Source organism: Candidatus Lokiarchaeum ossiferum (assembly GCA_025839675.1).
Lineage (GTDB): Archaea > Asgardarchaeota > Lokiarchaeia > Sigyniarchaeales > Promethearchaeaceae > Lokiarchaeum > Lokiarchaeum ossiferum.
In genome coordinates, this window is the sequence record CP104013.1 from 2,219,037 (window position 1) to 2,245,814 (window position 26,778).

At 34.9% G+C, this 26,778-nt stretch carries 26 protein-coding genes and 2 tRNA genes; 19 read left to right on the forward strand and 9 right to left on the reverse strand.

Going from position 1 to position 26,778, the window contains the following annotated elements:
- The first annotated feature begins 76 nt into the window (after positions 1 to 76).
- Positions 77 to 152, forward strand: a tRNA-Ala gene (locus NEF87_RS09105).
- Between the two features lie 45 nt (positions 153 to 197).
- Here NEF87_RS09105 and NEF87_RS09110 read toward each other — a convergent pair.
- Positions 198 to 800, reverse strand: coding sequence for a hypothetical protein (locus tag NEF87_RS09110; protein WP_457919544.1), 603 nt, complete (start codon positions 798 to 800; stop codon positions 198 to 200).
- Positions 801 to 837: 37 nt separating this feature from the next.
- Here NEF87_RS09110 and NEF87_RS09115 point away from each other — a divergent pair, with 37 nt between their 5' ends.
- The 3 genes from NEF87_RS09115 (at position 838) to NEF87_RS09125 (ending at position 6,079) form a co-directional block, all read left to right on the forward strand.
- Positions 838 to 1,494: a GNAT family N-acetyltransferase gene (locus tag NEF87_RS09115; protein WP_371806147.1), complete on the forward strand. Its 657-nt coding sequence runs from the start codon at positions 838 to 840 to the stop codon at positions 1,492 to 1,494.
- A gap of 114 nt (positions 1,495 to 1,608) precedes the next feature.
- Entirely contained in the window at positions 1,609 to 4,362 is a 2,754-nt protein-coding gene (locus NEF87_RS09120) for a valine--tRNA ligase (protein WP_457919545.1), read from the forward strand.
- A 94-nt stretch (positions 4,363 to 4,456) separates the two neighbouring features.
- On the forward strand, positions 4,457 to 6,079 hold the full coding sequence (locus tag NEF87_RS09125) for an alpha/beta hydrolase (RefSeq protein WP_457919546.1): 1,623 nt from the start codon (positions 4,457 to 4,459) through the stop codon (positions 6,077 to 6,079).
- A gap of 170 nt (positions 6,080 to 6,249) precedes the next feature.
- On the opposite strand, the gene NEF87_RS09130 is transcribed toward NEF87_RS09125, so the two are convergent.
- Complete coding sequence (locus tag NEF87_RS09130; protein WP_457919547.1) at positions 6,250 to 7,089, reverse strand: hypothetical protein; 840 nt, start codon at positions 7,087 to 7,089, stop codon at positions 6,250 to 6,252.
- A 126-nt stretch (positions 7,090 to 7,215) separates the two neighbouring features.
- Here NEF87_RS09130 and NEF87_RS09135 point away from each other — a divergent pair, with 126 nt between their 5' ends.
- Both NEF87_RS09135 and NEF87_RS09140 read left to right on the forward strand, forming a co-directional pair.
- Positions 7,216 to 7,413 carry an AbrB/MazE/SpoVT family DNA-binding domain-containing protein gene (locus tag NEF87_RS09135; RefSeq protein WP_457919548.1) on the forward strand — a complete coding sequence of 66 codons (198 nt, stop codon included), beginning with the start codon at positions 7,216 to 7,218 and terminating at the stop codon, positions 7,411 to 7,413.
- Positions 7,414 to 7,716: 303 nt separating this feature from the next.
- Positions 7,717 to 9,468 (forward strand): alpha/beta hydrolase family protein, encoded by a 1,752-nt coding sequence (locus tag NEF87_RS09140; RefSeq protein WP_457919549.1) that lies wholly within the window; start codon positions 7,717 to 7,719, stop codon positions 9,466 to 9,468.
- Between the two features lie 27 nt (positions 9,469 to 9,495).
- Here NEF87_RS09140 and NEF87_RS09145 read toward each other — a convergent pair whose 3' ends face one another.
- The 3 genes from NEF87_RS09145 to NEF87_RS09155 all read right to left on the reverse strand — a co-directional run bounded on the left by NEF87_RS09145 (position 9,496) and on the right by NEF87_RS09155 (position 10,802).
- Positions 9,496 to 10,116, reverse strand: a complete 621-nt coding sequence (locus NEF87_RS09145) for an L-2-amino-thiazoline-4-carboxylic acid hydrolase (RefSeq protein WP_457919550.1) — start codon at positions 10,114 to 10,116, stop codon at positions 9,496 to 9,498.
- Positions 10,117 to 10,175: 59 nt separating this feature from the next.
- Positions 10,176 to 10,550 carry an alpha-hydroxy-acid oxidizing protein gene (locus tag NEF87_RS09150; protein WP_457919551.1) on the reverse strand — a complete coding sequence of 125 codons (375 nt, stop codon included), beginning with the start codon at positions 10,548 to 10,550 and terminating at the stop codon, positions 10,176 to 10,178.
- A 111-nt stretch (positions 10,551 to 10,661) separates the two neighbouring features.
- Positions 10,662 to 10,802, reverse strand: a complete 141-nt coding sequence (locus tag NEF87_RS09155) for a hypothetical protein (RefSeq protein ID WP_457919552.1) — start codon at positions 10,800 to 10,802, stop codon at positions 10,662 to 10,664.
- 227 nt (positions 10,803 to 11,029) lie between these two features.
- On the opposite strand from NEF87_RS09155, the gene NEF87_RS09160 reads away from it, so the two are divergent.
- Both NEF87_RS09160 and NEF87_RS09165 read left to right on the forward strand, forming a co-directional pair.
- Positions 11,030 to 12,763: a BspA family leucine-rich repeat surface protein gene (locus NEF87_RS09160; protein ID WP_457919553.1), complete on the forward strand. Its 1,734-nt coding sequence runs from the start codon at positions 11,030 to 11,032 to the stop codon at positions 12,761 to 12,763.
- A 646-nt stretch (positions 12,764 to 13,409) separates the two neighbouring features.
- Positions 13,410 to 14,042, forward strand: coding sequence for a histidine phosphatase family protein (locus NEF87_RS09165; protein WP_457919554.1), 633 nt, complete (start codon positions 13,410 to 13,412; stop codon positions 14,040 to 14,042).
- Positions 14,043 to 14,121: 79 nt separating this feature from the next.
- Here NEF87_RS09165 and NEF87_RS09170 read toward each other — a convergent pair.
- Positions 14,122 to 14,241, reverse strand: a tRNA-Ile gene (locus tag NEF87_RS09170).
- A gap of 347 nt (positions 14,242 to 14,588) precedes the next feature.
- Entirely contained in the window at positions 14,589 to 15,050 is a 462-nt protein-coding gene (locus NEF87_RS09175) for a MarR family winged helix-turn-helix transcriptional regulator (RefSeq protein WP_457919555.1), read from the reverse strand.
- A gap of 110 nt (positions 15,051 to 15,160) precedes the next feature.
- Between NEF87_RS09175 and NEF87_RS09180 the strand changes: the two genes are divergently transcribed.
- Positions 15,161 to 16,018: an NmrA family NAD(P)-binding protein gene (locus tag NEF87_RS09180; protein ID WP_457919556.1), complete on the forward strand. Its 858-nt coding sequence runs from the start codon at positions 15,161 to 15,163 to the stop codon at positions 16,016 to 16,018.
- Positions 16,019 to 16,052: 34 nt separating this feature from the next.
- On the opposite strand, the gene NEF87_RS09185 is transcribed toward NEF87_RS09180, so the two are convergent.
- Positions 16,053 to 17,369 carry an MFS transporter gene (locus NEF87_RS09185; RefSeq protein WP_457919557.1) on the reverse strand — a complete coding sequence of 439 codons (1,317 nt, stop codon included), beginning with the start codon at positions 17,367 to 17,369 and terminating at the stop codon, positions 16,053 to 16,055.
- Between the two features lie 232 nt (positions 17,370 to 17,601).
- Here NEF87_RS09185 and NEF87_RS09190 point away from each other — a divergent pair, with 232 nt between their 5' ends.
- From NEF87_RS09190 to NEF87_RS09235, 10 genes are all read left to right on the forward strand, one after another.
- Positions 17,602 to 18,210: a hypothetical protein gene (locus tag NEF87_RS09190; protein WP_457919558.1), complete on the forward strand. Its 609-nt coding sequence runs from the start codon at positions 17,602 to 17,604 to the stop codon at positions 18,208 to 18,210.
- 23 nt (positions 18,211 to 18,233) lie between these two features.
- The gene (locus NEF87_RS09195; RefSeq protein ID WP_371806164.1) at positions 18,234 to 18,686 is read left to right on the forward strand and encodes a hypothetical protein; all 453 of its coding nucleotides are present in this window, start codon (positions 18,234 to 18,236) and stop codon (positions 18,684 to 18,686) included.
- A gap of 105 nt (positions 18,687 to 18,791) precedes the next feature.
- Positions 18,792 to 19,661: a hypothetical protein gene (locus tag NEF87_RS09200; protein ID WP_457919559.1), complete on the forward strand. Its 870-nt coding sequence runs from the start codon at positions 18,792 to 18,794 to the stop codon at positions 19,659 to 19,661.
- A 53-nt stretch (positions 19,662 to 19,714) separates the two neighbouring features.
- Entirely contained in the window at positions 19,715 to 20,737 is a 1,023-nt protein-coding gene (locus tag NEF87_RS09205; RefSeq protein ID WP_457919560.1) for an SAM hydrolase/SAM-dependent halogenase family protein, read from the forward strand.
- A gap of 41 nt (positions 20,738 to 20,778) precedes the next feature.
- Positions 20,779 to 21,933, forward strand: a complete 1,155-nt coding sequence (locus tag NEF87_RS09210; protein ID WP_457919561.1) for a nicotinamide-nucleotide adenylyltransferase — start codon at positions 20,779 to 20,781, stop codon at positions 21,931 to 21,933.
- A gap of 64 nt (positions 21,934 to 21,997) precedes the next feature.
- A complete protein-coding gene (locus NEF87_RS09215) occupies positions 21,998 to 22,498 on the forward strand; it encodes a CinA family protein (RefSeq protein ID WP_457919562.1) in 501 nt (166 codons plus the stop codon).
- Between the two features lie 61 nt (positions 22,499 to 22,559).
- A complete protein-coding gene (gene rtcA / locus NEF87_RS09220) occupies positions 22,560 to 23,627 on the forward strand; it encodes an RNA 3'-terminal phosphate cyclase (RefSeq protein ID WP_457919563.1) in 1,068 nt (355 codons plus the stop codon).
- Positions 23,628 to 23,835: 208 nt separating this feature from the next.
- Positions 23,836 to 24,885, forward strand: coding sequence for a hypothetical protein (locus NEF87_RS09225; RefSeq protein WP_457919564.1), 1,050 nt, complete (start codon positions 23,836 to 23,838; stop codon positions 24,883 to 24,885).
- Between the two features lie 64 nt (positions 24,886 to 24,949).
- Positions 24,950 to 25,621 carry a hypothetical protein gene (locus NEF87_RS09230; protein WP_457919565.1) on the forward strand — a complete coding sequence of 224 codons (672 nt, stop codon included), beginning with the start codon at positions 24,950 to 24,952 and terminating at the stop codon, positions 25,619 to 25,621.
- A gap of 196 nt (positions 25,622 to 25,817) precedes the next feature.
- Positions 25,818 to 26,090 carry a 50S ribosomal protein L34e gene (locus NEF87_RS09235; RefSeq protein WP_371806172.1) on the forward strand — a complete coding sequence of 91 codons (273 nt, stop codon included), beginning with the start codon at positions 25,818 to 25,820 and terminating at the stop codon, positions 26,088 to 26,090.
- Positions 26,091 to 26,141: 51 nt separating this feature from the next.
- Here the strand turns inward: NEF87_RS09235 and NEF87_RS09240 are convergent, their stop codons facing one another.
- Positions 26,142 to 26,744 (reverse strand): HAD-IA family hydrolase, encoded by a 603-nt coding sequence (locus tag NEF87_RS09240; RefSeq protein WP_457919566.1) that lies wholly within the window; start codon positions 26,742 to 26,744, stop codon positions 26,142 to 26,144.
- Between the last annotated feature and the right edge of the window lie 34 nt (positions 26,745 to 26,778).

Consider the following 26,778-nt stretch of genomic DNA (forward strand, 5'->3'; position numbering starts at 1 on the left):
CCTTCAAGGCGACAAATCAGAAATTTTTTATTTTTGGATGAATTTTTAGTATTATTCCTTTTGGATTTTTATTTTTGGGCCTATGGCTTAGTTGGTAGAGCACCTGGTTCGCAATCAGGGGGTCGGGGATTCAAATTCCCCTAGGTCCACCACTTTCTCACTTAAGAAATTTCTGAAGTATCGTTAAAAAGATTTTTTTATCTATGAAATTTTTGAATCATTTTTTCGATGATTTTAAGAAATTTTTGGATGGTTGGATGGGTAAGATCAATGTTTTTTGTTTTAAAATACATCTCCCAATCACTAAGCTCAATAAAATTCTTCATTAATGAAAGATAGTCTTCCTTTGAGTGAACAAATCGAATAAATCCATTAGAAATTTCTTCATAGGAAACATGACATCCAATCAACTGATTAAAAGCTGAAGCGAGACGGTAATTTTTCCGTATGGGGTCGATAAGGTCAGTTCGATAAAGAGTTACTAAATAATTCTGTTTTTCTGAATTAGGGGAAAAATTATAATTGGAAATTTCTGCAATATCATCGAAATTTAAGCCCATTTTCTGAACTTCCTCAAAAATATAACTGTATATTTGGAAACCATCATCATAAATCTTTTTAAATTGATCTTCTGATTCAAAAATCACTTTTAAATAGGGTTTTGATTCCCGTTCTTCAGTAATACACTTTACTCGATCATGTTCCTTGAAAGATCGACTAATTTCATTTAAAAATTGGAGATGGGTTATGTTTTGCTCGGTAGTAGAGACTATTGATACTTCCAAAACAGGGAGGACCATATAATTTTATCAATGAGCCATTATAAAAAAACTTTAAATGTCAAAATTCTTTCATGGAGGTATGAATGATCGAGCCATTAGCCCAGCCTACCGGATAGAAACGGACCGGATGGTGATTCGATGTTATAACCCTTCGGATGCCCGTTTATTGGCAAAAGCAGTTCAAGAGAGTAAAGAACATTTACTTCCTTGGATGCCATGGGCGGGAGCAGAACCTGAAGATCTACAAAAAAAAATTGAACGCTTAAGGGGAATGCGAGCAAATTTCGATTTAGGGAAGGAATATGTTTTTGGAATATTCAACAAATCTGAAACTGAATTGATAGGGGGAAGTGGACTTCATCGACGCGTTGGAGATAAGGCACTCGAAATTGGTTACTGGATTGATGTAAATTATATTAATCAAGGATTTGCTACCGAGATGGCCAAAGCTTTAACAAAAGTTGCTTTTGAGATTGAAAAAGTAAAACGTGTAGAAATCCATTGTGATCCTAAAAACCTCGCAAGTGCTGCAATCCCAAAAAAGTTGGGTTTTGTACATGAAGCGACTTTACGCCATCGAAACGTAACATTTGCGGGAGAATCTCGTGGAACAATGGTATGGTCGATGTTATCAGAGGAATATCAGAATTCTTTCATCCCTCAATTAAATATATCTGTTTTGGATGCGATAGGGCGGAAATTTGAGATTTAGATATTCTTCAAGTTATTTTGTTGGTTTTTTTAGTATCTTAACCCCAAATTTTTTTTGAAATCCTTGTTTTATCGTTCTTATTAGAAGTACCCATAACTTAGAAATGTGACTTTAATGAAAGAAGAATTATCAAAAGTATATGATCATCACGCCATTGAAAAGGAATTGTATGATTGGTGGGAAAAAGAGGGTTATTTCCGACCCGAAAAAGCTAAAGAATTGGGATTGATTAACCCTGATGAACCCAGTTATTGTATCACACTCCCTCTTCCAAATGTAACAGGTCAACTTCATTTAGGACATGCCATCACGATTTCCTTAGAAGATTTGATGACACGTTTTAATCGTATGTGCTATAAAGAAACTTTATTTATTCCGGGCACAGATCATGCTGGGATCGCCACTCAGAATGTTGTTGAGCGAGAATTATTAAAACAAGGTATTAAACGGAAGGATTTGGGAAGAGAGAAGTTTATTGAAAAAGTATGGGAATGGAAAGATCAATACCATGCCCGTATTACCAAACAATCAAAAAGCTTAGGAATTAGTTCCGATTGGAGCCGTGAACATTTTACCTTAGATGAAGATCTTTCTAGAGCTGTCCGAGAAGCTTTTTATCGCTTATATCAAAAGGGATTAATTTATCGTGGGGAATATATGGTTAATTGGTGCCCTGGCCGATGTGAATCCGCAATTTCGGATCTTGAAACCGAAGCTGTTGATGAACATGGCCATTTATGGTATATCAAATATCCTATCCAAACCGACAAGTGGAATGGACCTACGGATAAATGGGGGAGTGGAAATTGGGCAAAGGGAGCAGAGCAATTTATAATGGTCGCAACTAGCCGCCCTGAAACGCTTTTAGGAGATAGTGCGATTGCTACCCATTCCAAACATCCCGAATATGGCACACTCATCGGTAAACATGCAATTTTACCCGCAGTAGGAAGAAAAGTTGCAATCATTACAGACGAACATGTTGATCCCGAATTTGGAACAGGAGCAGTTAAAATTACCCCATCACATGATCCGAATGATTTTGAAGTAGGACAAAGGCATTCATTAGAATTCATCACAGTAATGGATCATAAATCCCGAATGCTTCCAAATTTCTGTGAATTGTATACGGGTATGGATCGTTATGAATGCCGCGAAGCGATAGTTGCCGATTTGGAAAAGGAAGGATTACTTGTTAAGGTAGAACCCCACGTTCATGCCGTAGGTCATTGTTCACGCTGTCATACAACCATAGAACCTCGAGTTTCGATTCAATGGTTTGTCAAAACTAAAACTCTTGCTGAAGCAGCCATCGAGAAAGTGAAAGCTAAAGAAACAATCATAATGCCTGAACGGGAAGAACATCGATTTTATCATTGGATGGGCAATATTCGCGATTGGTGTATCAGTCGCCAACTATGGTGGGGACATCAAATTCCTGTATGGTACTGTAAAGATTGTGGAGAAAAAATTTGTCCAGAACCCCATATCAATGAGGTTACGGAATGTCCCAAGTGTAAAAGCCACACAATTGAACGCGATCCAGATGTATTGGATACCTGGTTTTCAAGTGGATTGTGGCCTTTTTCCACCTTAGGATGGCCAAATACTGAATCTCCCGATTTCAAGCGATTTTATCCCACGACGACGAGAGAAACAGGCTATGATATTCTCTTTTTCTGGGTTGCTCGTGAAATGATGATGGGGATCGAATTAACTGGAAAATCACCATACAAGTATGTCTACCTTCATGGGCTAATTCGGGATGAAAAAGGGAAAAAAATCAGTAAATCCATGGAAGATGTGGATAAATATGATCCATTGCTCATCATTGATAAACAGGGAGCAGATTCACTCCGTTATGTGTTGATTTCCAACAGTGTTCCAGGGATGGATACGAATTTAGACCCACGCAATTTAGATGCCGCCCATAGATTCTGCAACAAAATCTGGCAGGCTTCGCGATATGTGCTAAGTAATATTCATGAAGAAGACACTATCCCACTTCTCGCAGATATTAAGTACGACCAATTACAATTTTCTGATAAATGGATTTTATCCCGTTTAAACAACCTCATTGGAGATATCAGCAGATATATGGAGGAATTTGACTTCCTACGGGCTTCTCGGGAATTGAAGTCTTTCTTCTGGAGTGAATTCTGTGATTGGTATATCGAACTCAGCAAAATTCATCTATATGACGAACAAAATACAAATACGGGCATTCAAAAATCAGTATTGTTACATGTTCTAAATACAGTCTATCGTTTAATGCACCCCATCATGCCATATCTTACCGAAAAATTATGGCAAGCCCTTCCCGATCAATACCATAAAGTACCAACCATCATGTATGCGAAATGGCCAGAAGTTGAAAATCAATATATCAAGGAAGATATTGAACAAAGTTTCACTGTTATTTCAGAATTTATTCGAGAAATTCGCAGAGTAAAACATGATTTTGGTGTCAGTCTTGGAATGCAAGTTCCTTTACAGATCGAATTGGGAGAGACCCCAGACGTGTTTGCCCTAGGACGACGCGAATTCGTTGAAATGGCAAAAATTGATCCTGCTCAACTCCTAATTGCTAAAAAAATTGATGCTCCAAAACAATCTGCGAAAATTGTATTGCATAATATTGCGGGATACATCCCTTTGGCCGGTATGATTGATTTGGAGAAAGAAAAAGAACGGGTAACCAAGCAGTTGGAAAAAATTGAAAAATTTATCCAAAAAATCAACAAAAAACTCAATAGTGATTTTGCCAAACGAGCCCCGAAAGAGTTAATTGACAAAGAAAACGAAAAACTTGAAGAATATAAGCATAAAAAAGCAGAAATGGAAGAGCAACTTGCTATTTTTCAATAATATTCTTTATTTAAAAACACTGAAGTATTTTTTCCTTTTTATTCTCTAGAGTTTTGAAATATCTTTATTTAAGGCGGCAAATAAACTATAATTGATGAAAACTCGTAAAGAAATTGTGATATTTGGTCTGGTATTTGTTATATTTCTTAGCTTTTTTGGGATATTTTCCATTTTTCCAGCAAATATTCGTCGAACTTACAATCAAACAACGGTGACTTCAGATGGTGTATCAATTGTTTATGATATCTTTGAACCAAATTCAGATACACCTTCATTAAGAACTGGTGTTATTCTGGGACATGGAGTGATGGTGAATAAAAATTTCATGCGAACTATTGCCCTCGATCTTGCTTCCCAAGGGTTTGTGGCAATAGCTTTAGATTTTCGGGGACATGGAAGGAGTGGTGGAACTCTTGAGGAAGGTGATATCACTACTGATATTCTCGCCATTAAGGAAGTAATGGCTCAACGGGGAGATATTAATATGACCAATCTTGGCTATATAGGCTATTCTATGGGAGGTGGAGCGGGATTTCGATTATTGGATACCGATCCAGATTTTAAAGCCATGGTAAGTCTGGCAGCAGGGGGAAGAACTCAATATAATACCCCAAATTTGTTAATTCTTCAAGGTAAATGGGATGAAGCATTTAGTTTAACGGGAGTTTTGGAATACATGACAGATAAAACAGGTCTTTCGGAAGAAGAAATTGAAACGGATCGTTTGTATGGATCTTTTCAGAATGGAACGGCATTGAAACTGTGTATCGCCAATACTGATCATCTTCTGGCACCTTACAATTATAATAACGTCCGAGAAACGAGATTTTGGTTTTTACAAGCCTTGAATGGAGAAACATCCCCGAATTCCACCTTCACAAATTATTTTCTGCTTCTTTCTAGTGTGATCTTAGCAACTTTATCTGGGATTTATTTATTTCTCTTAGGAACAGATCTGGTTTTATCGAAAATTTACCCTTCATTGCAACCGAAGGAACTAACTGAAGCAAATTTAGTATTAGATCAATCTGAATTGAAAGTAGTGATGCGCAAGTATTGGATATTTGTCCTCCCCCTATCAATCCCTTGTATGGTTCTGGCTTTACCTTTGCTACCCGTCCCAATCTTTAATATGGTTCTCTTTTCAGCATTATTATTGGGACCTTCCACTGCAATATTACTTTTTCAGTTTTATATCCTGAAGAAAAATGGGATGAAATTGAAGGAGTATTATTCTCAATTTTGGACTAAATCCACCATCAAAAATTGTTTTACGGGGCTCCTTTTTGGTATGCTTTTTTATATCATCCTTAATTTGACAATAGGATATATTTTTGGAATTGTTCCAAGCACTACCAAATGGGGATGGGCAATATTATTCTTTGTGGTTATGCTTTTCATCCAATTTAATCTTGCACAATTTTTCCAACCCGTTGTGCTTCAAGGAAACGGCTTTAATACATTAAAACAAAAATTTCGGGGACAATGGTCGGTTTTTATTTTATTTTTTAGCCCGATAGTGATGCTGGTTTTGATATCCCTTTTGATCTTCCAAAGTTGGTTCAATATACAATTTCTTCTCCCGCTACTTCCATTGATTATAATCATAAATCTCATTTCTGGGAGGTTTTACCAAAGAAGTCATGATGTGATGATAGCTGTATTTACAAATAGTTTGTACTTAACGCTTCTCTTGATTACTCTCGCAAATTACTAGGGAGAATTTTCTTTTTTCTTATTCCAGATTTCCTTAACTGATGTAGAATCATTGAATCTTAGCGATCTTCTGTTGAGAGCATTGATTTCTTATACAAACAACTAAATCGCTGCGGAAATCTAGTTGATTTAAATTAAAAAGCTTGATGAAAATCAAAAAAAAAATAATGTTTAACTTCTTAGAAAAGCCATCTTTTCTTCCAAGTTTAATTCTTTAAAATTCCCAGTTTTTCCATCGATGGTATCTACAATAATATTCTCTAAATCGTCATTATCCACAACGGTAGATCTAATCGCAAGCTGAATTGATTCATCCAATGACATTTCATCAGAAAATTTTGTCAAAATTTCTTTAGTTATTTTTTCACGCTCATTTCCTATAGCTACAACTCTAGTTTCATGAATAGAACCCGATGGATCAAGTAGGAAGAGTTTTGGGCGATTAGTTAAATCAAATCCGCCAATAATAAAACAAGCACCCAATACTCGCAAGTCTTTGTTTAAGGTGAATTTGTGGAGAAAAAAAGAAAGATCTTCAACTAAAGCGTAAATATCCACAGATTCATTCTTTGTATTCTGATTCATTATCTCTTTCGCTTTTTTCATTACTAATTTCCCGTCGGCCATGATTCCAGTCATAGAGATCTCAATTTTTTTTGAAAGTTTTTGCAGTGGTCTCGTATATTCATTATATCGTAAAGCTGAAAGATCTGGATGGCAAGCAGGGGATTTTCTTTTTAAAAGCACTAATCCATTTTTAGTTTGAATTCCTAAAGATAATAATCCCTTTTCTGAAGCAATTGTTGCATATTCCACTTGTAAAATTCTTCCATCGGGAGAAAATACTGATTCGAGATCATAGTCTTTAGACCATGCAGTTGGAACACTAGACAAATACTGTGTTATTGCACTTCTAACAATCTCTGCTTTATTACCAGCAATTCCGGCACGAATTAAAGAATCTAAGGTTTTTTCCATATTTTCTGGAATAATTATTCGTAATTCAGGCATATTTTTCACATACTCAAAATTTTTATAGTTATATATCCATCTATAATACATTAAATGGTTAATATAATGGAGTCAAAATACTTATTTAAAATTGATTGGTAAAAATCCCATCCAGAGGGAATAAAAATGAAAATAATTGATATTCTAAGAAATTCAATAAAAACAACAATTGATGAGAGAGGAAGAATTTACATTCCTAAAATGGTTCGTGAGCAATATAATTTAGTAAGCAATGATGAATTGTTTATTTTACTTCACAAAGATTGTTTTTATATCTATTCAAGCCAAAATCTTGAAAAATTATTTAAAAACATAAAACATTGAAAAACTAAATTCTTTTCAACAAATTAATGTAAAATTCCTCCTTTGCGCAAAAGTCATACTGAACAGAACCATTTGGTGATTGATTACCACTTGTATCATTTTATAATGCTTTTATTATGTATTTCTTTCTGTTTTACATTCAATGTTTTTTTGATTTTTGAGTAGAATCCAATACTCATTTTAATGCAAATTTTCCACAAATTTTAAGAATTACACATAGAAAAAAATCGTGTTTTGAAATATGCTTGATTTTGTCAAATAAACGTAGCACATTTATAATCTCGATCTTACATGTATGTTGTTATGAGACATATTTTTTTCCATGGGCCCAAACCTCATCCCGTAAAAGCGCCTGTTAAATTACCTCTTATCTTTTTAGTGTCTCTTTTACTTCTAAATTCCATACTCGGTTTATGTTATAATCAGAAGACTCAGATTTACTCCCAAGGTTTAATAAATAGTGAAGAAATTGAATTTAATTCCAAAGATGGAACCTTAATATCAGGGGATCTGTACTTTCCACCATTATTCAGCGAGGATCTCGCACCCTCTTCATTAAATCTGATCATAATATTACATGGATATCAATCCCATAGAGGAACTTTGACGAATGAAGCATTAAATTTGGCTATGGATGGATATGTTGTTTACACTCCCGATTTGCGGGGACATCAAAAATCAGAAGGAATTTTCACATTTGGTCTACAAGAACCTCAAGATATCTTAGAAGGGCTTCAGATCATTTGCGATGAGTTCGAGTCTATTGACCCAAATAATGTCGGTCTTCTTGGAAAATCATTTGGGGGCACGATTGCTTTATTGCTTTGCAACCAAAGTAGTATTTTTAAATCTTGCGTAGCAATGGCCCCAGCAAGTAACCTCTCTAAACTATTACAAAATAATCCAGGATGTCCATCATTGTTTGGGCTTTCTTATAATTATCGTTCAACCCAAGAAAATATGATTAGGAATCCATCTAATCCCAACAATAACTATGATCAATGTTCAATTCTTTTAATCCATGGCGAACAAGACTCCTTAATCGATGTTTCATATTCAATCGAGTTCTATGAATCTTTTTTGAATCCATCCAAAGACAATCTTACCATTTTATCTGATTGTAATCACCGGAATGTGGATGGAGTTGAAGCTCAACACTTAAGTTGTTCTTGGTTTGATCAAAAATTCCATGTAACCACTACTCAAAATCAGATTGTAATGTTACCATTGCTGATTTTAGATTTCTACTGGATTCGACTTCTCTTATTTCTTATTAGTGCCGTTATTTTTGGAAATATTAGTAAAAAACTATTTTTTTCACACCTAAGCGAACAAAAACCAAATTTATCTAAAAATAATTCAGAAATGTTTCAGAACCTTGAACAAAAACATTATTTATCGGATAATAACACTCCGATATTATTAGAAGGCATTTTTTTTATTTTGGGTGGAAATTTTTGTAATTTTCTAGGTCTTAGTGCATTTTTAGGATTTTTAATTTGCCTTTGCTTCTGTGATTTTATTGCTCTAGGATTTTATCTTGGATTTAAAAAGAAAAAACAACAATTACATATAGAATGGCGAACCCTATTAAAAACACTCATATTTTCTTTAGTTTTCCCTATGATTTTGATCCCCTATAATCAAATTGGATACATTTGGAATTTTCCTCAAGTCAATGCACCGGTGTGGAGCTTCTTACTATTATATTCCCTTCTTCTATTAACAACTACTTTTGAATTGAAGCATTATAATTTGTTAAAAAATAATTCAAAGGTACCATTCCACCAATATGATCAAACAACTATATTCCGATATATTATTTTTCTGATTTGCTTCTTTTCCCAATTTCAACAAAAATTCGCCATTTCGGTGGATTTAATCTCAAACTTAACGATCATCGGACCTGCTATAATTCTTTTCTTCATTGCACTATTTTATCTGGGAATCATCACTTTACAAAATATCGGGGAAATTAAATTGTTTTATACGAGTGCGCCAGTGTGTTTGTTTTTTACAGCGATCTATTTTCTATTTTCAACGCGAATATTCTAAATTATGACTTTAAAATTTGCAAAACATTTAATTTTTGAAATATCGAAAGGTGCATCTATCATAACCTTTTGCAATTGTTTCAAACTGTGAAAAATTCGCCCATTTTTGAAAATTATCACTGAAAATCGAATGAAATTTACAAATAATCGGTGTTAATTCAGGATGATCATTATGTAGTAAAATTTTATGCACTAAACATTGATGAAAATCAAATCCAAACCGTGACCGTTCATTATAGGTGTATTGAAGCTGGTAATAATCGTTATCATACATTTCGAGATTATTTTTCTGTAATAAACTCAAAAAATCTTCCCAAGGATTTTCGCTGACTTCTAATGGTGCAGCTAGGGATTTAATTTGGAGATTCATAATATCACAATAGACATTGAGAGAAATTTTTTGTAAATCATCAAAAGAAACATTTTGCTTCTCAAGAGTTATGAATAAACTCAATACAAATATAGCACTTGCACCTAAACGTTGACTGATTTCATCGGGCATTAAAAATGAATTTGATTTGTCGAGAGTTTCGAAGTTAATTCTAAATTTATCAAAGAGGATGCTCCCTTTAGCGTCCCCAAAAAAGGTTTTTAACTGAGAATTAGTTGTAATCAAGTAAAAATTTTTGGTAGAAGGATGAAAAGCCATAGAATGAAAAAATAATGGAGATACAATTTTTAAATTTTGCCTTGGTCTAATAAAAAAAGTTATTTCATAAGAAGGGCAGGAGTAATATCTTGCAAACTTCGTACCCCTGTCATCAACATTGCTTTTGCAAGATCCTTCTGGAGATATTCCATTTGTAATTGAACCCCTCTTGATCCACCTCCAATCGCAGCACGAACAACATCCCTTCCAATTAGCACGGCTTCCGCCCCTAAGGCGAGCATTTTCAATACATCAAAACCTGTCCGGACGCCTCCATCCACCAAAATTTTGATTTTTCCATCAACGGCTTTAACAATTTCAGCTAAAACGGAGGCAGTACCAGGAGTGCAATCTAGTACTCTCCCTCCATGATTGGACACCATAATGGCCGAAGCTCCTGTCTTCACAGCCATTAAAGCATCTTCCACGGTCATAATCCCCTTGAGTATAATGGAGATACAATTTTTAAATTTTAACTAAGTATTCCAAAAAAAAAAAGTCTAGAAATATCGTAGGAGAAATTAATTTCAAATTCCGCATCCCAGTCATGAGCAAGGCTTTGCGAAGTTTTTTTGAAGATATTCCATCTTGAGTCGAACTCCAAGAGAACCCCATCCAATTGCAGCCCGAACAACATACATCCCAATTAACACATATTCAGCATCAATTACGAGTATTTTAAGCACATCAAACCATATACATAACGAGTTTTGAAAGTTGAGATTGTTGAGAAAAAAACACAAAAAATTTTGGAGAAAAAAAAACCCTTTTAAAAGAAAAGCATATTTACTAATTCATCCTAAATTACAATATGATTAAGATAAAAAGATCAAAAAAATATAACTCATTTATTTTTCAATTTTCTCTTTTATCGATTATCTTTCTTTTTCTATTGCTTCATTTTAGGACCGAAATGGTAAATAACGCAGAAAATCCGCCGAAAAATCACAATTCAGAAGATTTCCCCGCTCCTTCCAGTGATGATTCAACAGCGTTTCTCTCAGTGTGGAATTCTCAGAAATCAAGTTATGGATCAAGTGCTCAAAATCAAATTCATCTCCCCTTAATCTCAAATGGTAACTATAATTTCTTAGTACAGTGGGGAGATGGGAAAAAGGATAACATTACATCCTATTCGGATAGCAATATTACCCATACATATTCAAAACCAGGGATTTATAATGTGATTATCACTGGAAAATTGGTGGGATGGAGCTTCAATTTTACGGGTGATAAAGATAAGATAGTAGAAATATCACAATGGGGGACGTTGAATTTAGGAAATGAAGGAAGTAATTTCGCGGGTTGTACAAACTTAAATCTCACTGCTACCGATGCATTAAACTTAACGGAGACAACAACATTATATCGTGCTTTTTATGGGTGCGATAATTTAGGTAATATGGGAAATATGAGCAAGTGGGATGTTTCGAGAGTATTAAACATGGGCTCTATGTTCCTCGGCGCAGATAGCTTCAATCAAGACATTTGCAATTGGAATGTCTCAAGTGTTCTAAATATGAATAGAATGTTTTGTTATTCATCTATGTTCAATCAAGATATCGGAAATTGGAATGTCTCGAAAGTTACGGATATGAGAGATATGTTCTATAGGACGCTTGCCTTCAATCAAAATATTGGTATTTGGAATGTCTCGAAAGTTTTGAAAATGGATTTTATGTTTTGCGGCGTAGATACATTCAACCAAGACATCGGAAATTGGGATGTATCTAATGTTATTAATATGAAATATATGTTTAATGGCGCATCTCTCTTCAATCAAGACATTGGAAGATGGAATGTTTCCAATGTTGTCAATATGGAGCACATGTTTAGTGATACATCAGCCTTCAATCAAGATATTGGAAGATGGAATGTATCCAATGTTGTCAATATGGAGCATATGTTTAGTGATACATCAGCCTTCAATCAAGATATCGGAGGTTGGGATGTTTCGAGTACCGAAAATATGAATGGATTGTTTTATTATGCATCTGTTTTTAATCAAGATATCGGAGGTTGGGATGTTTCGAGTGCAACATCTATGGCATCAGTTTTCAAAGGATCATCTGTTTTCAACCAAAATATTGGAGAATGGAATGTCTCAAATGTCAAAGAAATGGGACATATGTTTAATGGCGCATCTGCTTTCAATCAAGACCTCGGAAATTGGGATACTTCGAGTGTCTTGAATATGGATTCGATTTTTTGTTATGCATCTGCCTTCAATCAAGATATCGGAAGATGGAATGTTTCAAGAGTTACAGATATGAGGTCAATGTTCTACCGAGCAACATCTTTCAACCAAGATATCGGAAGCTGGGATATCTCAAGAGTCACAAATATGGAAGATATGTTCTTTGGGATTAAATTATCTACAGAAAATTACGACTCCTTGTTAACTAGTTGGGCACAACTTTCATTACAACATGGAGTGAAATTTAATGCAGGAAACTCTCAATACAGCTCAGGAGAAGCGGCAATAAAACGAGATTATATTATAAATACTTTTGGATGGGAAATAATTGATAATGGAGAAATTGAGAACAATCGCCATATTTTTGGTTTTTCTTTAGAAATTTTAATTGGTTGCATTGGGATCACATCCTTAGGGTTATTCAAAAAAAAAGATCGATTTAGATTCTAAATAGGCTACTAAACAACAATTTTTTTTTTACTTTACTCTTATTATGAACTTAATTAAAAAAAACATTAGATAAGAATCTCGGTTGAAATCTCTTTCAAATCCCAAACACTTGTCATTAGCATGGCTTTTGTGAGATTTTTCTGGAGATATTCCATCTGTAATTGAACTCCTTTAAATCCTCCTCAAATGGCAGCTCGAACAATATTTGAATAATCGATATGAATCAATAATTCTTCTCTTCTTTAAAAGAAAATATAATAAAAATTATTGAAATAAAACAAAATTGGCGAATAAAGCGGTTCAATGGGTCAAATCTCGTGCAGAATGAAAGATCATGGGAAAAAAATTAGTATTCCAATGACTTATTATAAAATCTATTTTGATCAATTGGGAGAACTGTGAATTTACTTCATTGTACTGATCTTAATCCAATTTGCCTATTTCATAATACTAAGTGTCAACTCCAGTCAAAAAATTGAGGATGATGCAGTAAATACGCATTATTATCACCGCTAACAATTTTTTCGTTGATTTTTTTTTAAGATATGGATTATAACTCCAAAAATTTCTAACAATACTTTCTTTGAGTGAAAGATTCTAATCTCATAGAGAATTAATTCCAATAATTGGAATTTAGGCGATCTCTTTGACTAAACTAATCATCATTCAACACTGTCAATCTGAACATCACATCAATAATATGTCCGGAGGATGGACGGATACACCACTGACATCTTTGGGAAGAAAACAAGCAGATCTCATCGGAAAAAGACTCAGAGTAGATATTTTGAACGAAAAATATGTACTGTATGCTTCGGATTTGAAACGAGCTTATCAGACTGCTGAAGTTATTGGAAAACACTTGAATTTAGAAATTAAGATAGATAAGGATCTTCGAGAAATTAATACGGGCATTGCTGCAGGAAAAACGAAAGATTGGGCGAATGCCCATCGGAATCCTCGAACAGAAAAGGGATTCAATTTGGACTATCGAGAATTTCCACAAGGAGAAACATGGAAACAATTCTATTTTCGAGTGTGTGATTGTATGGAGCGGATTACTAAATCCGAAAATCACAACTATATCATAGTAACCCATGGATGCACTTTAGCTTTTATTGTTGCTTGGTGGTTAAAATATGATGTCCAAATGTTGGTTTCGTCTTACTTCTCAGCTTCCCCAGCGAGTATTTCAATTCTACAATATAAAGAGAATTATCAACAAAATGTTTTGAAATCATTCAATGACACCTCACATTTGAAAGATTTTGGCAAATAAATAAAGATTTTTTAGAAAGTGAAGAATTTTTTTTTTGGTTTTATGGATTCAACGATAATCTAAAAAATAGAAAAGATCGTGGGAAAGGAGGGCTTCGAACCCTCGATATCTGGCTATCTCAGCGAATATGGGCAATGTGAATATGTGCGCCCATATCTCATATAAGACCAGCGCATTGACCAGGCTATGCTACTCTCCCACAGTAAGACTTTCGTCTTATCTTAATTATTGCAACGAAAATTAAAAATTTTTTGGAAAGGTGCTTGAACGATTTCTTCTTGATCGATTTGATTATAAAGGAAAGCAAAAGTGGAAAGGGTTTCCAAATAAAAATGGAACAAAAAAGAATTAAATTTTCTTCTAAAAAAGAAATTATTTTTCATGATTAGAAAGAATAGTAAAATCAATACCATTTCATAAAAGATCGATTAATAGGCTTGTAAAAGAATTTAAACCCCGCACAATCCCACCTAAGAAACATATTCCTAGATTTTCCTTTGAGATTTGTAGTTAATCTCGATTCGTGAAATTAATATTTTTTCAAGTTTAAGAATCATTTGAAGAACTCTCATGTTCTTCTTTTACTAAATTCGACAGTACTTGTAAGGTCATTTTCTCAAATAATTTCCTTTGATCTGGTGCAAAATCCTTAAAGTAAACCGTTATCATTTCTTCGAGCACATTTTTATAAGTTAAGAAATATTGATCAAATAAGGAAGTTTTCACGATGTGAACTTTCCGTCGATCTTCGGTATTTCTAACTCTTGAAATAATTCCTTTTTTTTCTAATGAATCCAGAAGTTGACTCAATGTTGAATTGCTTAAAGAAGCCAGTTGAGATAGTTTATGAACCGTTATTTTCTCATGGGATTCAAGCAAAAATAGAACCCTTCCTTGAGAAGCACTCAATTTTTGAAGGGAAGCCTCCCGTAATTTGCGTTCAAATACTCTATCTGATGTTTGATGAATTTGTGCGATTAACAATCCAATTGATGAAAAGTCTCTCATTACACAAAGTAGTTTTTTTTCTCATATAATACTTCGGACAAGAATAATTCGGAAAGGAATATTTCGGAAACGAATTAATTTATATTTTAAAAAACCTTATTCAGAGTATTATGGTAAAAATTTTAGTAACGGGAGTTCTCGGAAATGTTGGTCGAGAAGTGTTCAAATATCTACAACAATATTCTGATCCTAACACAGAAATCATCGTAGCAGATTATGATGAGAAAAAGGTACGTAGTGAGTTTGGTAAGGAGATCAATTTTCGAAAACTAGATTATTATGATCCCAGTTCCTTTCTTACTTGTACTCAAGGAATTACAAAACTATTTCTCATGCGACCCCCTGCAATTGCAAATATTCGCAAATTGATGGCTCCATTCATCAAACATGCAAAAAATGCGGGAGTTAAGCATGTAGTATTTCTCTCAATTATCGGTGTAAACCCGCTGGTACCACACTGGCATGTTGAAAAATATATAAAGCGATACAAAATTCCCTTCACAATGTTACGTTGTGGCTTTTTTATGCAAAATTTGAATACAACTCATCAACTTGTCATTCAAAAGGAACATGATCTGTTAATACCGGCAGGAAACGGAAAGACTGCATTTATTGATGCGAGAGATATCGGAGAAACAGCCGCGATAGTTCTAACTAAGGACAAATATATCGCTCAGACTCCAAACTTAACAGGATCTGTTGCACTTGATTATTATGAAGTTGCAAAGAAGATGACTAATATACTTGGATTTCCAATAAAGTATTCAGAACCATCTCCCAAAGTATTCAATAAAAAAATGCTTACATATGGATTTGATCAAAAATTTATCAGGATTGTGAAACTTCTTTATTGGAATGTAAGAGCAGGGCATGCGAAGGATGTATATATAGATTTAGCTCAAATATTGAATCGCAATCCACGCACAATGGACGATTATATTAATGAATATCGCAACTACTGGATATGAAGAAAGTAGAAAGGCAAAAAAAAAAGATTAGAGTTTATTTCTCTTCCAAGAAGGGAGTTGTTTTTTTAATAGCAAGGAAGAAGAGCGGAATCAAGGCCACTTCAACAACGATCGAGATAATAAACGGCATTTTAATACCATAAACCCGCCACACAATTCCACCTAAAATCGGTCCCAAAGCAGCGCCAATATTCGCAAAGAATAGGCGACTTCCAAAGAGTTTTCCCCGATGTTCCTTTGAGATTCGAGAGACGAACTTATCCAAGATCAAACTTTGACTAATCGCAACGGCGGTATCAAAAATGAGCAAGAAGGAGAAGAGGATCATATTTTGGACATTTATCAAAAACAAGGTGAGAAGAGCCCCGAGCAAAGCAGCAGCAATCAAACCCCAATAAATATTGATTCGTTCCACAAGAGAACCCAATTTAGGGGCGAGTAACATAGGAAGAATACTGGAGGGCATGAATATAAGAATAATGAGGGTTGGATCATCCGTGACGGTTCGCATAATGAATGTCTGCAAAAAGGGTTTACTAATTTCCGAATTGATACTCCCAATAAAATACGAAAGCATGATAAAAATTAACCCAATCAACAACATCTTTGGAATGGGAGATTTCCCTTTTATAGTTTCTTTTTCTGTAGTATTAATTAATATAGGATTACTATCGACTTCCGCAGAATGGAGAGTTAAATCCTCATCAACAGCCCTAAGAAATAGGTATCCGGCATAAAAATTCGCCCCAGCAAATAATATGATCGAACTATAGAGCAGATAGATAGGAAACTGAAATCGTTGCCCTACAATGAACAATCCAAAACCAATAATCCCCCCAACTAAACCTCCTTTTCCAACGGCGGAAGCTCGCTGAGAATAGGCAAAACTCCGGTGATCATGATGAGATTTTTGCGCAATCAATTGATTAAAGGGAATCCAAAAGAAACTTACAACAAAACCTAAAATTATACACGAAAGGACAAATAAAACATAAGATCGCAATAAGATCGCCAAATACATAACAAAATACGAAAGCCCTCTTCCAAAAACGCCAAAAGATCCAAGAACTTTCTTAGATATTTTATCTGCCAAGAAACCGACTATGGGAGCAGAAATAATGTTGCCCATAGTAATGAAAGAATAAATTAGACCTAGCTGAACATCCTGCACCCCAATCATTTCAGCAAATTGAGGAATAACAAAACCTAGAAAATAAAACCCAGTGGTGCTCCAGAAAATAGATTTCACCATAGGTTGAAAATCGGAAGTAAATAAATCCGAATCTTGAAGAAGCTCAGAAGCAGGTCTTCGCTTCGGATTTTTCGCTTTTTTTACGAGTATTTCCGCCACAATACAAATAGTTGATCATTGCTAAAAAATATTTAGAAATTACATATTTGGAAATACATTCGTATTCGATGATATATTTCAAATATTTATGAACCAAAAATGCTCATTTCTGACAAAGATTTTATGCTATAGCTGGGTTAAAAGAAAAAATATTTATGAGCAAAAACCAAATATAAAAGTAGTTATAAAAAAAAGAAATTCTCATGTAGAATGCTTTGGAATGGGAAAAATCATGTCAGAAATGCTAACTGACCTCTTACAGAACATATATTCACGTATCGCCACATTGGGTAAATCAATCCAAACCCTTCAAGGAAGTGTTGAGTCCCTAAATACGAATTTAGGAGAGAAGGTTCAATCGTTGGTAGATTCAATCAAATCAATGACGGAATCAGTTGAAAAAGAAGGAGAAACCCAGAATCTGGTGTTTAAACAAATTGGTGAAGAAGCAGTTCAAGAAATCCAACTTTTGCAAGAACGAGTTGGCCTTAAAGATCTTGATGAATTAACTGGCAGGCTTAACCAATTTGTGGATCTCTCACAAGAGGCACTAAAACCAGAAACGGTGGATATTTTACTCCGCGAAGTGCTTGACTCTATCCGAGAAGTAAAGGAAGGGCCAAGTAGTAAAGAAACAACAGGGTCCAGCGAAGATCTTTTACAACGAGTGGATGATTCTTTATCAGGAAAATCAAATCCTTCCCCTCAACCGACTCCTTCGGCATCAGTACCTCCACCAACAAGCCCTTCACCTCCAACCCCTCCACCTGCTGCACCAGATAAGAAAAAAAACTTAAAGGATTTAGGTCCTCCACCCGGGACAATCCCCCCCCCAAACTAAATACATTAAAAGGAGAATAAAAAATGTCACAAAATTACTTGCAGGATATTGCCACATCGATTAACAGCATAACCCAATCTTTAGATGGAACAATTGCTCAAATTGAAAATTTGAATCGAGCTCTTGAAGATAATTCCAAGAATTTAATGGAATCACTGACTGCAGTCAATGAAAATATGCGGTTAATTATTGAGGTTATTAAAAAAGGGCGCTCGAATACTAAAGAATCATTGGATGAAATTAAAAAACATATCGACGATGAGATCCAATCCCTCTGGAATGAAAAATCCCTCGAAAATATTGGAAAGGATCAAATCGAAGCGGTGAAAAAACTCAAAAATATTAATTATGCCATTGGTGAAAATTTGTATATGACTCAAATGCTCTCTATCATTACGTCACTCCGTCAAATTTTGGGCCAAGCCAAAGCAATCAAGTTAACCAAACAAACAACTGCAGCTTCCGCCCAAAAATAATATCTTTTTTTTTACATTCTTCAATTACACCAATAAAAAAGGTGGATTCTTTATAGGAGAAAAATCTTTAAGATCGAGGATCATTATCTATGATGAGTGAAAAAAATGGCCCTTGGTAGCTTCTTCTTCGTAGTTGATGATGCAAAAATTGCACGTAAAGCAGTGTATTTATCCCCAGAATCACCCCAAATTGAAATTGGTGACAATGAATTTTTACGGATTCGAACAGGACATTCAGATAAATCGTATGTTCTCACCTTACTCGCCGATGCCCAACTTTTTACATATAAAAAGGAATTAGATGTCAAAAGAAAAATCGTGGAATTAATTGGAGGAGTCATTTTAGAACGTGATATAAACACAGAAATTCATAAAGATGCATTAAAAATGTTTGTGGAAAAAATGGCCGAATTTAAAGATAAGCCCAATGGGGATTTAATTATCCTAATTGAGCAACGCCATGCCCAACATTTTGACAAACCTCAATTTATTTTGGATCAAAAAGAAATTGAAAAGCGGTTAACTGACAAGGTCAAATCCTTAAATAAGCGTGGAAAGTTTGATGAAGCCAATATTCTATTAGATAAAATTAAAAAAATCCCAAAAAAACTTTATGCAGCCCATAATACCGCCGAGAAAGCATATAAGAACCGAGACTTTGATAAAGCGGAGCGTGAATATGCAACTGCAAAGAAACATGCTGAAAATTTAGGGGAAAAAGATTTAGTTTCCATGTATAAATCCAAAATTAACTTAGCTCGGAAAACACCATCCTTATTGAAAAAACGGGATGATTTTGTAGATAAAGCCCTTAGTAGTTTAAAAGCTGGCGATTTCACTAAAGCCCAACGTTTTTTCAAGAAAGCATCTGAAGCATCAGAGGACCTGATGGATTCAACCCGTTCTGAAGAATATGCACTAAAAGCGAAAGCACTCGCAGAATATGTCAGGGTTGATAAAAAATTCAATAGATAAGAAGTATTTTTTTTTACTACATTTCATTTAATGAACAATTTAAGGTAATCAACATGACCATAATTGGTATACTTACAGATTTTGGAATGCGTGGCCAACATTATGTCGCAGAAATGAAGGGAGTCGCATTAAAAATTAATCAAAATGTACGTTTTATTGATGTCTCCCACACAATAACTCCTTTTTCAATAATGGAAGCGGCTTACACATTGTATACCGTCTACGATACATTTCCAGCAGAATCTATCTTTGTATGCGTGATAGATCCAGGAGTCGGCTCGGATCGCGATATTGTAGCCATCCAAACCATAGATAATTATATATTAATAGGTCCAGATAATGGAATATTTTCCTATTTTGCCCAGAAAAACTTGATTAGCATGATAATAAAGATTACTGAACCTGATTTCTATAATCCGAGGTACGCTGAAGCATTAAAAATCGTTGAAAAACGTCAAGAATTTCAAAAGGATGTCTACACGCAAGATCAAGGGATCAATCCTTTAGAAAATTCAAACCGATTGAAGATTGATTCGGATGAAATCCCAAGATCGATTCCAGATACCACTTCAATTGCCCCTACTCAATTGACCCCAATTACAAGCACCTTTCATGGAAGGGATATAATGATGCCTGTTGGAGCTCATTTATCAAATGGTCTTGATTTGTTTAGCATAGGGGAACCAAAGGATGAATTGGATGTTATATTGAATATTGAACCCGAAATATCAGAGGATAAGCAATTTATTACAGCTAAAATTCAATATATTGATGATTTTGGGAATATAATAACAACAATTCCAATCGTAGAATTCCAGATGTTTACTTTTAACAAAAAATGTTCCTATCATTTGCATCATAGGGAAAAAAATCACCCTATAATTGCCACCCCTACCTTTGCAGGGCATGATTCAGATCAATTATTGCTGATTGAAGGATCCAGCGGATTTTTGGAGATTTGTTGCAATAAGGCTCGAGCTGATGAGGTAATTGATGCAGCCTTGGAAGATTCATTCAAGTTAGAAATAATGGGGGCATTATTTAGCGAATTTACAGAATTCCCCTTTAGCCAATAAAACCTTTTTTTTCCTAAAAATACAAGAATGAGGGATAATTTATGAAGGTATCATCTAAAACCGAGATTGTTGCATGTTTTCATGAGACAGACTTACCCAAATTTCATACGGGCAAGTTATCCTCAATAGTTTATCCAGCAACACGGGAAGAAAAAAACCAGAAAAATCTTTCATTCATCATCTGCAGAGTATATGCTTTTACGCTTGATGGAAAATATCTTGTTCAAAGGCGTTCAGTGACTCGAAAAGTTTTACCATTAAAATATTGCGATTCCGCTTCAGGACATGTCCAATTTCATGAAAATTTCTCTTTTGAACACATTCAAACAGAAGCATGGCGAGAATTGACTGAAGAAATGGGTGCAAAAGTAATCTATGGTCGATTTTTGGATATGAAAATAGAACATAATCGGGAAAAAGCATGTGAATTGGCCTATAATTTTATTGCTCTTATTGAGGATGCCATCCACATTGATTTAAAAGAAGTAGCACCTGAATCGGGGTTTTACACTCAGGAAGAAATGACCATCCTGCTAAATCAAGAAAACTTTGTTCACATAACTCACGAATATTGGAAAAGAATTATTACCCAAAATCTCCAATCAATATTAATTACTGAATATGAAGAGAACCAAAAGTCAAAACAATCTTTAACCCCCATTTCTGCCACCAATCAAGACGATGCGAACCGATTTTCAGTAGGAGCGATAGTAGGGCGATTCCAACCTTTTCATAATGGACATCTTCAATTAATTCTTGAAATCTTCCAAGAGGTAAAATTTATAAAAATTGGTATAGGCTCCTCGCAATATTCTCACACAGCAGATAATCCATTTTCTTTTGACGAACGAAGAAAGATGATAGAGGCCGCTTTAAAAGAACAAGATATTGCAGCAAGTTATTTTCAAATTTATCCTATTCCTGATTTACATAATATCTCTAAATGGACCACAACAATGCTAGAGATTTTGGGGAATTTTGAGATTTTTTATTCAAATAGCGAATGGATCCGTCAATATTTATCAAATCATGGCAAAAAAATTGGCGCTTTAAAAAAAATTAATTTTCAACGATTCAATGGAACATTTATCCGTTCCGAAATCATGGCAGATCGAGAAACTGCCGGACTGATACCTTTAGCAGTTATCAATGTTCTGAAAGAAATTAAAGGATTTGAGCGAATAAAATCTCTTTAATTTTCACTTTATTTTATAATTGCTCGAAAAAACTGTTTTAATTATGAATGTCTTTTTTGATACTATGGCTGACTATGATGCCGATGCAGAGTTGATGGACTTAGCTAATCAATTGTTAGCTCAACTCAAAATGAAAAATCTTACTTTGGCGACAGCCGAAAGTGCCACAGGAGGGTTTATCAGCCACCTACTCACCAATATTGATGGTAGCTCTAAAGCCTTTATAGGAGGTGTTATTGCTTATTCAGCACATCTCAAAAATTTTACACTAAAAGTCGATTATGACCTCATTAATGATTATGGGACCATTTCTCCAGAAGTAACTGAGGCGCTATTAGATGGCTTAAAACAAATAATGCTGTCGGACATAGGAATCGCAATCACGGGAGTAGCAGGATCCTATATTTTGGAGGGCAAACCACGCGGATTAATGTATATTGGAATTGGCACACACGCTTGTAATAAAGTAAAAGAATTTCGATTTCATGGCACAAGAATGGAAATCAAACGCCAATGCGCAAAAGCCACTTTTGAATTCTTACTCGCAGAATTAGAAAATATGTAAGAACCGTTTTTATTTTCTGTCCAAATTCTTTAAAGGTTTTTTTGCTTATCACTTGTTATCAATGGAACCAATCGTCATCGATGGATCATTTGGAGAGGGAGGGGGTTCGATTCTCCGCATTTCAGCAGGATTGGCTTGCGTTATAAATAAACCGATTCGAATAATTAATATTCGCAAAAATCGCACCAAACCGGGATTAAGATTACAACATTTAGTTGGATTACAAGCCCTTGCATCGTTAACAGGAGGAAAAACCAGCACCATCGAAGTTGGGTCCACAGAAATCGAATTATTTCCTGGAGAGAAGTGGAGTAATAAGATAGATGTTTCAATAGCGACTGCAGGAAATATTGGATTACTAACACAGACCTTACAAAATGCTTTGTTTCTGGCACCACCACCAAATTGCGAATATAAGATCAATGTACAAGGAGGAGGAACATACGGAAAATATGCTCCCGGCCCAGATTATTTGAATAATGTTACGTATACACTTTTCAAACAAATGGGATATAATGTCAACATTGAAGTTATACAACATGGGTTTTTCCCAAAGGGTGGTGGAGAAGCTTGTATTACAATCCAGCCTAAGACAACTCTAGCAGAATATCAACCAATTTGGTTTGAGGAACGAGGAGAATTGCTCGGAATAAAGGGAGTTATCCATGTAGAAGAACGATTATGGAAGCCAAAAGTTGCCGAAAGGATACTTGCCAGTATCAAACAGCACCTCTCTGCTCCTTTTGCTAAGAGTATTGAAGTAGAAATCACCCCTCAATATCATAAATCGCTTTCTACAGGGGTAGGGGTTGATGTATGGAGTGAATTTTCTAACGGAGAAGTATTGGGAGCAGGTACAATTTTAGGAGAACGAGGAGTCTCGTCAGAAAAAGTCGGAAAGAAAGTTGCAGTAGAATTAAACAAAATTTTGAATGGAACAGCAACTGTTGATGAATTTGCTTCCGATCAAATTCTACCCTTATTGTGTCTAATCGAACAACCTTCAAAATTCAGACTGGCCTCAATTTCTTCCCATTTTAAGACTAATTTGGATCTTTTAGAATTTTTCTTCCATCGAAAATGGGAACTAACCAAAACTACGGGCGGATTTTTCGTGGAATATCAATAACGAACTAAAAATATTTGAAAAAATTTCATAATTGGTCCAAGAGATTTTTTTTCTTTATATACATTCATTGAGAACTATTTGAACTTTTTGACCGATACAATCTTTTTTAGGAAAAAACGCCATTAAGTAATATATTAACAAGGATTTCATCTATGAATTTGGATGATCTTACTCCCGTGAAGTGAAATCCCGAAATCTGTGAAAAATTATGGCAAGATGTCCAAGCTGTGGTCATGAATCTGACCTTGATACCTATATCTGTGATAACTGCGAATATAAACTCAAAGAAGAACGCATTGAGGCAATTCCGATTTTTACTCGACCAAATATCAGATTATATAAGCCCGATAACAGATTTAAGCGCATTTATAAAGTAATCAATCCAATAAAAACCCCCATTGCTTTCCGTGACATTAATAAAAAGAAAGATGGAGGAGGACCTCGATTTATTACGTGGTTCAATGGTTTTCTCATTGGATTATGTGCGCTTGCAGTAAGTTGGCACTTAGATATTCAACTTTATCAAGGTGTAGAATTAACTCCGATGTCCATCTCATTCAGCCCATTTGCAATCACATGGGGGTATAAATGGGTTGCATTCTTAAATAGTTTTATTATCTTCCTATGTTTCTTCATTTTCGGAATTATTTATTATGTCATTATTTTCAAACTGTATAATTTTGCCTTTGGACTGGCAGCCAATTTTTCAGTCCAGCTGGATGGGTTACTGGCCATTCGGTATAACGTCAAATTGAAAAAGAGCAAACTTAATGACATGATCTCAGGAAAGAGCCGTTTGGAGAAAAAATCAGGAATCGAGGGCGAAACATCCTTCCAAACATCTCAGAAGAAAGATTTTATGACAAAACTATCCCAAACAGGCAAAAATAAAATTATGACTTACGCCTACGCCCCATTAATAATAATTAACTTCATATCATTTTTACTAATTGCAATCGCGCTCCCTACCACAACTCTCGCAAACACGAGTGGAGTTACCTTCTCGAGTATTAGTAATACGATGAGTGATATCTGGTCATCTAAACTCTGGATGGTCTTAGATGGACTGCAATTATTAGGAATCATCTGGGTTGCGTGTACGATGAGTGTTGCACAACGAGAAATTGGCAATACCAGCACCACCCGTCTCTTAATAGGAAATATGATTATGGCGCTTATAATCGGATTTACCACAATCATGCTACGTCCTACTTTCGGGGCCAATAATTGGAATATTATTGAATCTTTTACTAGTTGATCACATATCATCCACATAATATCCCTTTTTTTCTTCTTTTCACCCTTTATTCTTATTGGTTCCTATGAATTTTTCGCCTGAATCTCCTCAACCCAAATCAATTATTACATCTCCTCAAAAGAGAACCGTAGTGGATATTAAGGCGGATTTATATTCCATTTTTCAAACAGCTGCTTTTCTAAAAGATCGTTTTGAATCGGGAATGGTGGATGCTCTATTTTATTATCGTCGTTTGAAACACTCCCATTCTGAATTAGTAGGACTTCAAAATGAACTCTCTCTCTGGAACCGTTCTTTATTGGAGATCATTGATGATTTCAAAATTGATCAAAATTTCACTTCCATTCTTTCAGTAATATCTTCGATTCAAGATTTTAAATTCAATGAAATTGCTCAAACATGGCAACTTGATCCTTATTTATTGGCTTCAGTGGCAACGGAATGTACATCCAATTTCATTACTATTATTGATTATTTGCATTTAATTGAAGCCTTTGAGGAAGAATTTTTCCAGCAATTGATGGGGGATCTCGAAAAAAGCTTAAGTCAAATTAATACTTTTCAGCCCTTTTTAATCCAAATTGCCCAATTAAATCAAAATCTCCCACTTTATCTCCAACAATCAGGACTTTACCAAGCTACAGACCCAACCCACATTAAAGCAATTCTCCAAAAAATCGAACAAAGTATCTATACTCTCTTTCAAGAATTTAAACAATATTTGCACATTCAATGAAAATCCTTTCCTTCTTTTCAAAATATTTTTTTGCTATTTTGACCTATTTCATTCAAGAATCTTCTTTTTAAGCCAACGTGGAGTTTTCCCTATTAAATGTTTAGTTTTCTTCCCCCGAAGCGAAAATTTAATATTTTATGCTAATTTCTCTTCCATATTATAATTGCAAAATTTTGCAATGTTAAGGTGTTAAATAATGCGAGGAAATCGAAGATCCCATGCTATGCGACGCTTGATGCGACGCTTGCCAGGTAATACTACCACCACCCATTTTGTACGAAGAAGACCAAAATACGCTCACTGTCCAATAACGGGTCAAGTACTCCACGGAGTTCCCCGATTACGACCTGCTCAAGTTCGAAAATTAACCAAAACCGAACGAAGACCAAGTCGGCCATATGGTGGAAAAATCTCCCACACTGCTTTAGCAAATGCAATTCGGGCTAAAGTTTTAGAAGATCGCAATTAAAATCAGCGATTACAGAATTAAGTTCTCTTTTTTTTCATCCTTCTTACTTAACTACGAAAAATTTTGCTTTAGAAAATCAGCAAGGTTTTGAAAATCTTTAAACAAATGAGATTTTAAACCTATTCGACTGGCGGCCGCACTATGAGTGTGAGAATCATCTATATACACAGCTTCTGAGGGTTTTATACCCAATGTTTTCAAGGCAAAGTGAAAAATTCCAGGATTAGGTTTTATCAAACCAATGCTGGATGAATTGATAATATAATCAAAAGTATTAGAAATCGAGAGAGTCGAAAGATCTTCAGTTAGTTTATTGGTTGCATTGGTTAATAATGCCAAAGTTGCACCTTTATTACGGTATGAAGTATACAAATCCAATATTTCATAATTAATTATACCTGGAAATGAAGACCAATCCCTTATTAATTTCATACTATCTTGGGCAGGTAAAAATTCCTGAATCCGAGAGGTAATATTTCTTCTCCACTCACTATCTGAGATTTCTCCCACCATCGCTTGATTCAAATCAGGATACCCAAAGGTAGTGTGCAAAAGAGTTCCTTGGGGAAGACCATAACGCGTTTCAAACCCGGAATTCCTCTGGGCAGGAAAAAATCTAAGCACCCCATCTAAATCGGTAATAATTGCCTTCATGAAGATCAAAATGTTAAAAAGTTAATATTGTATC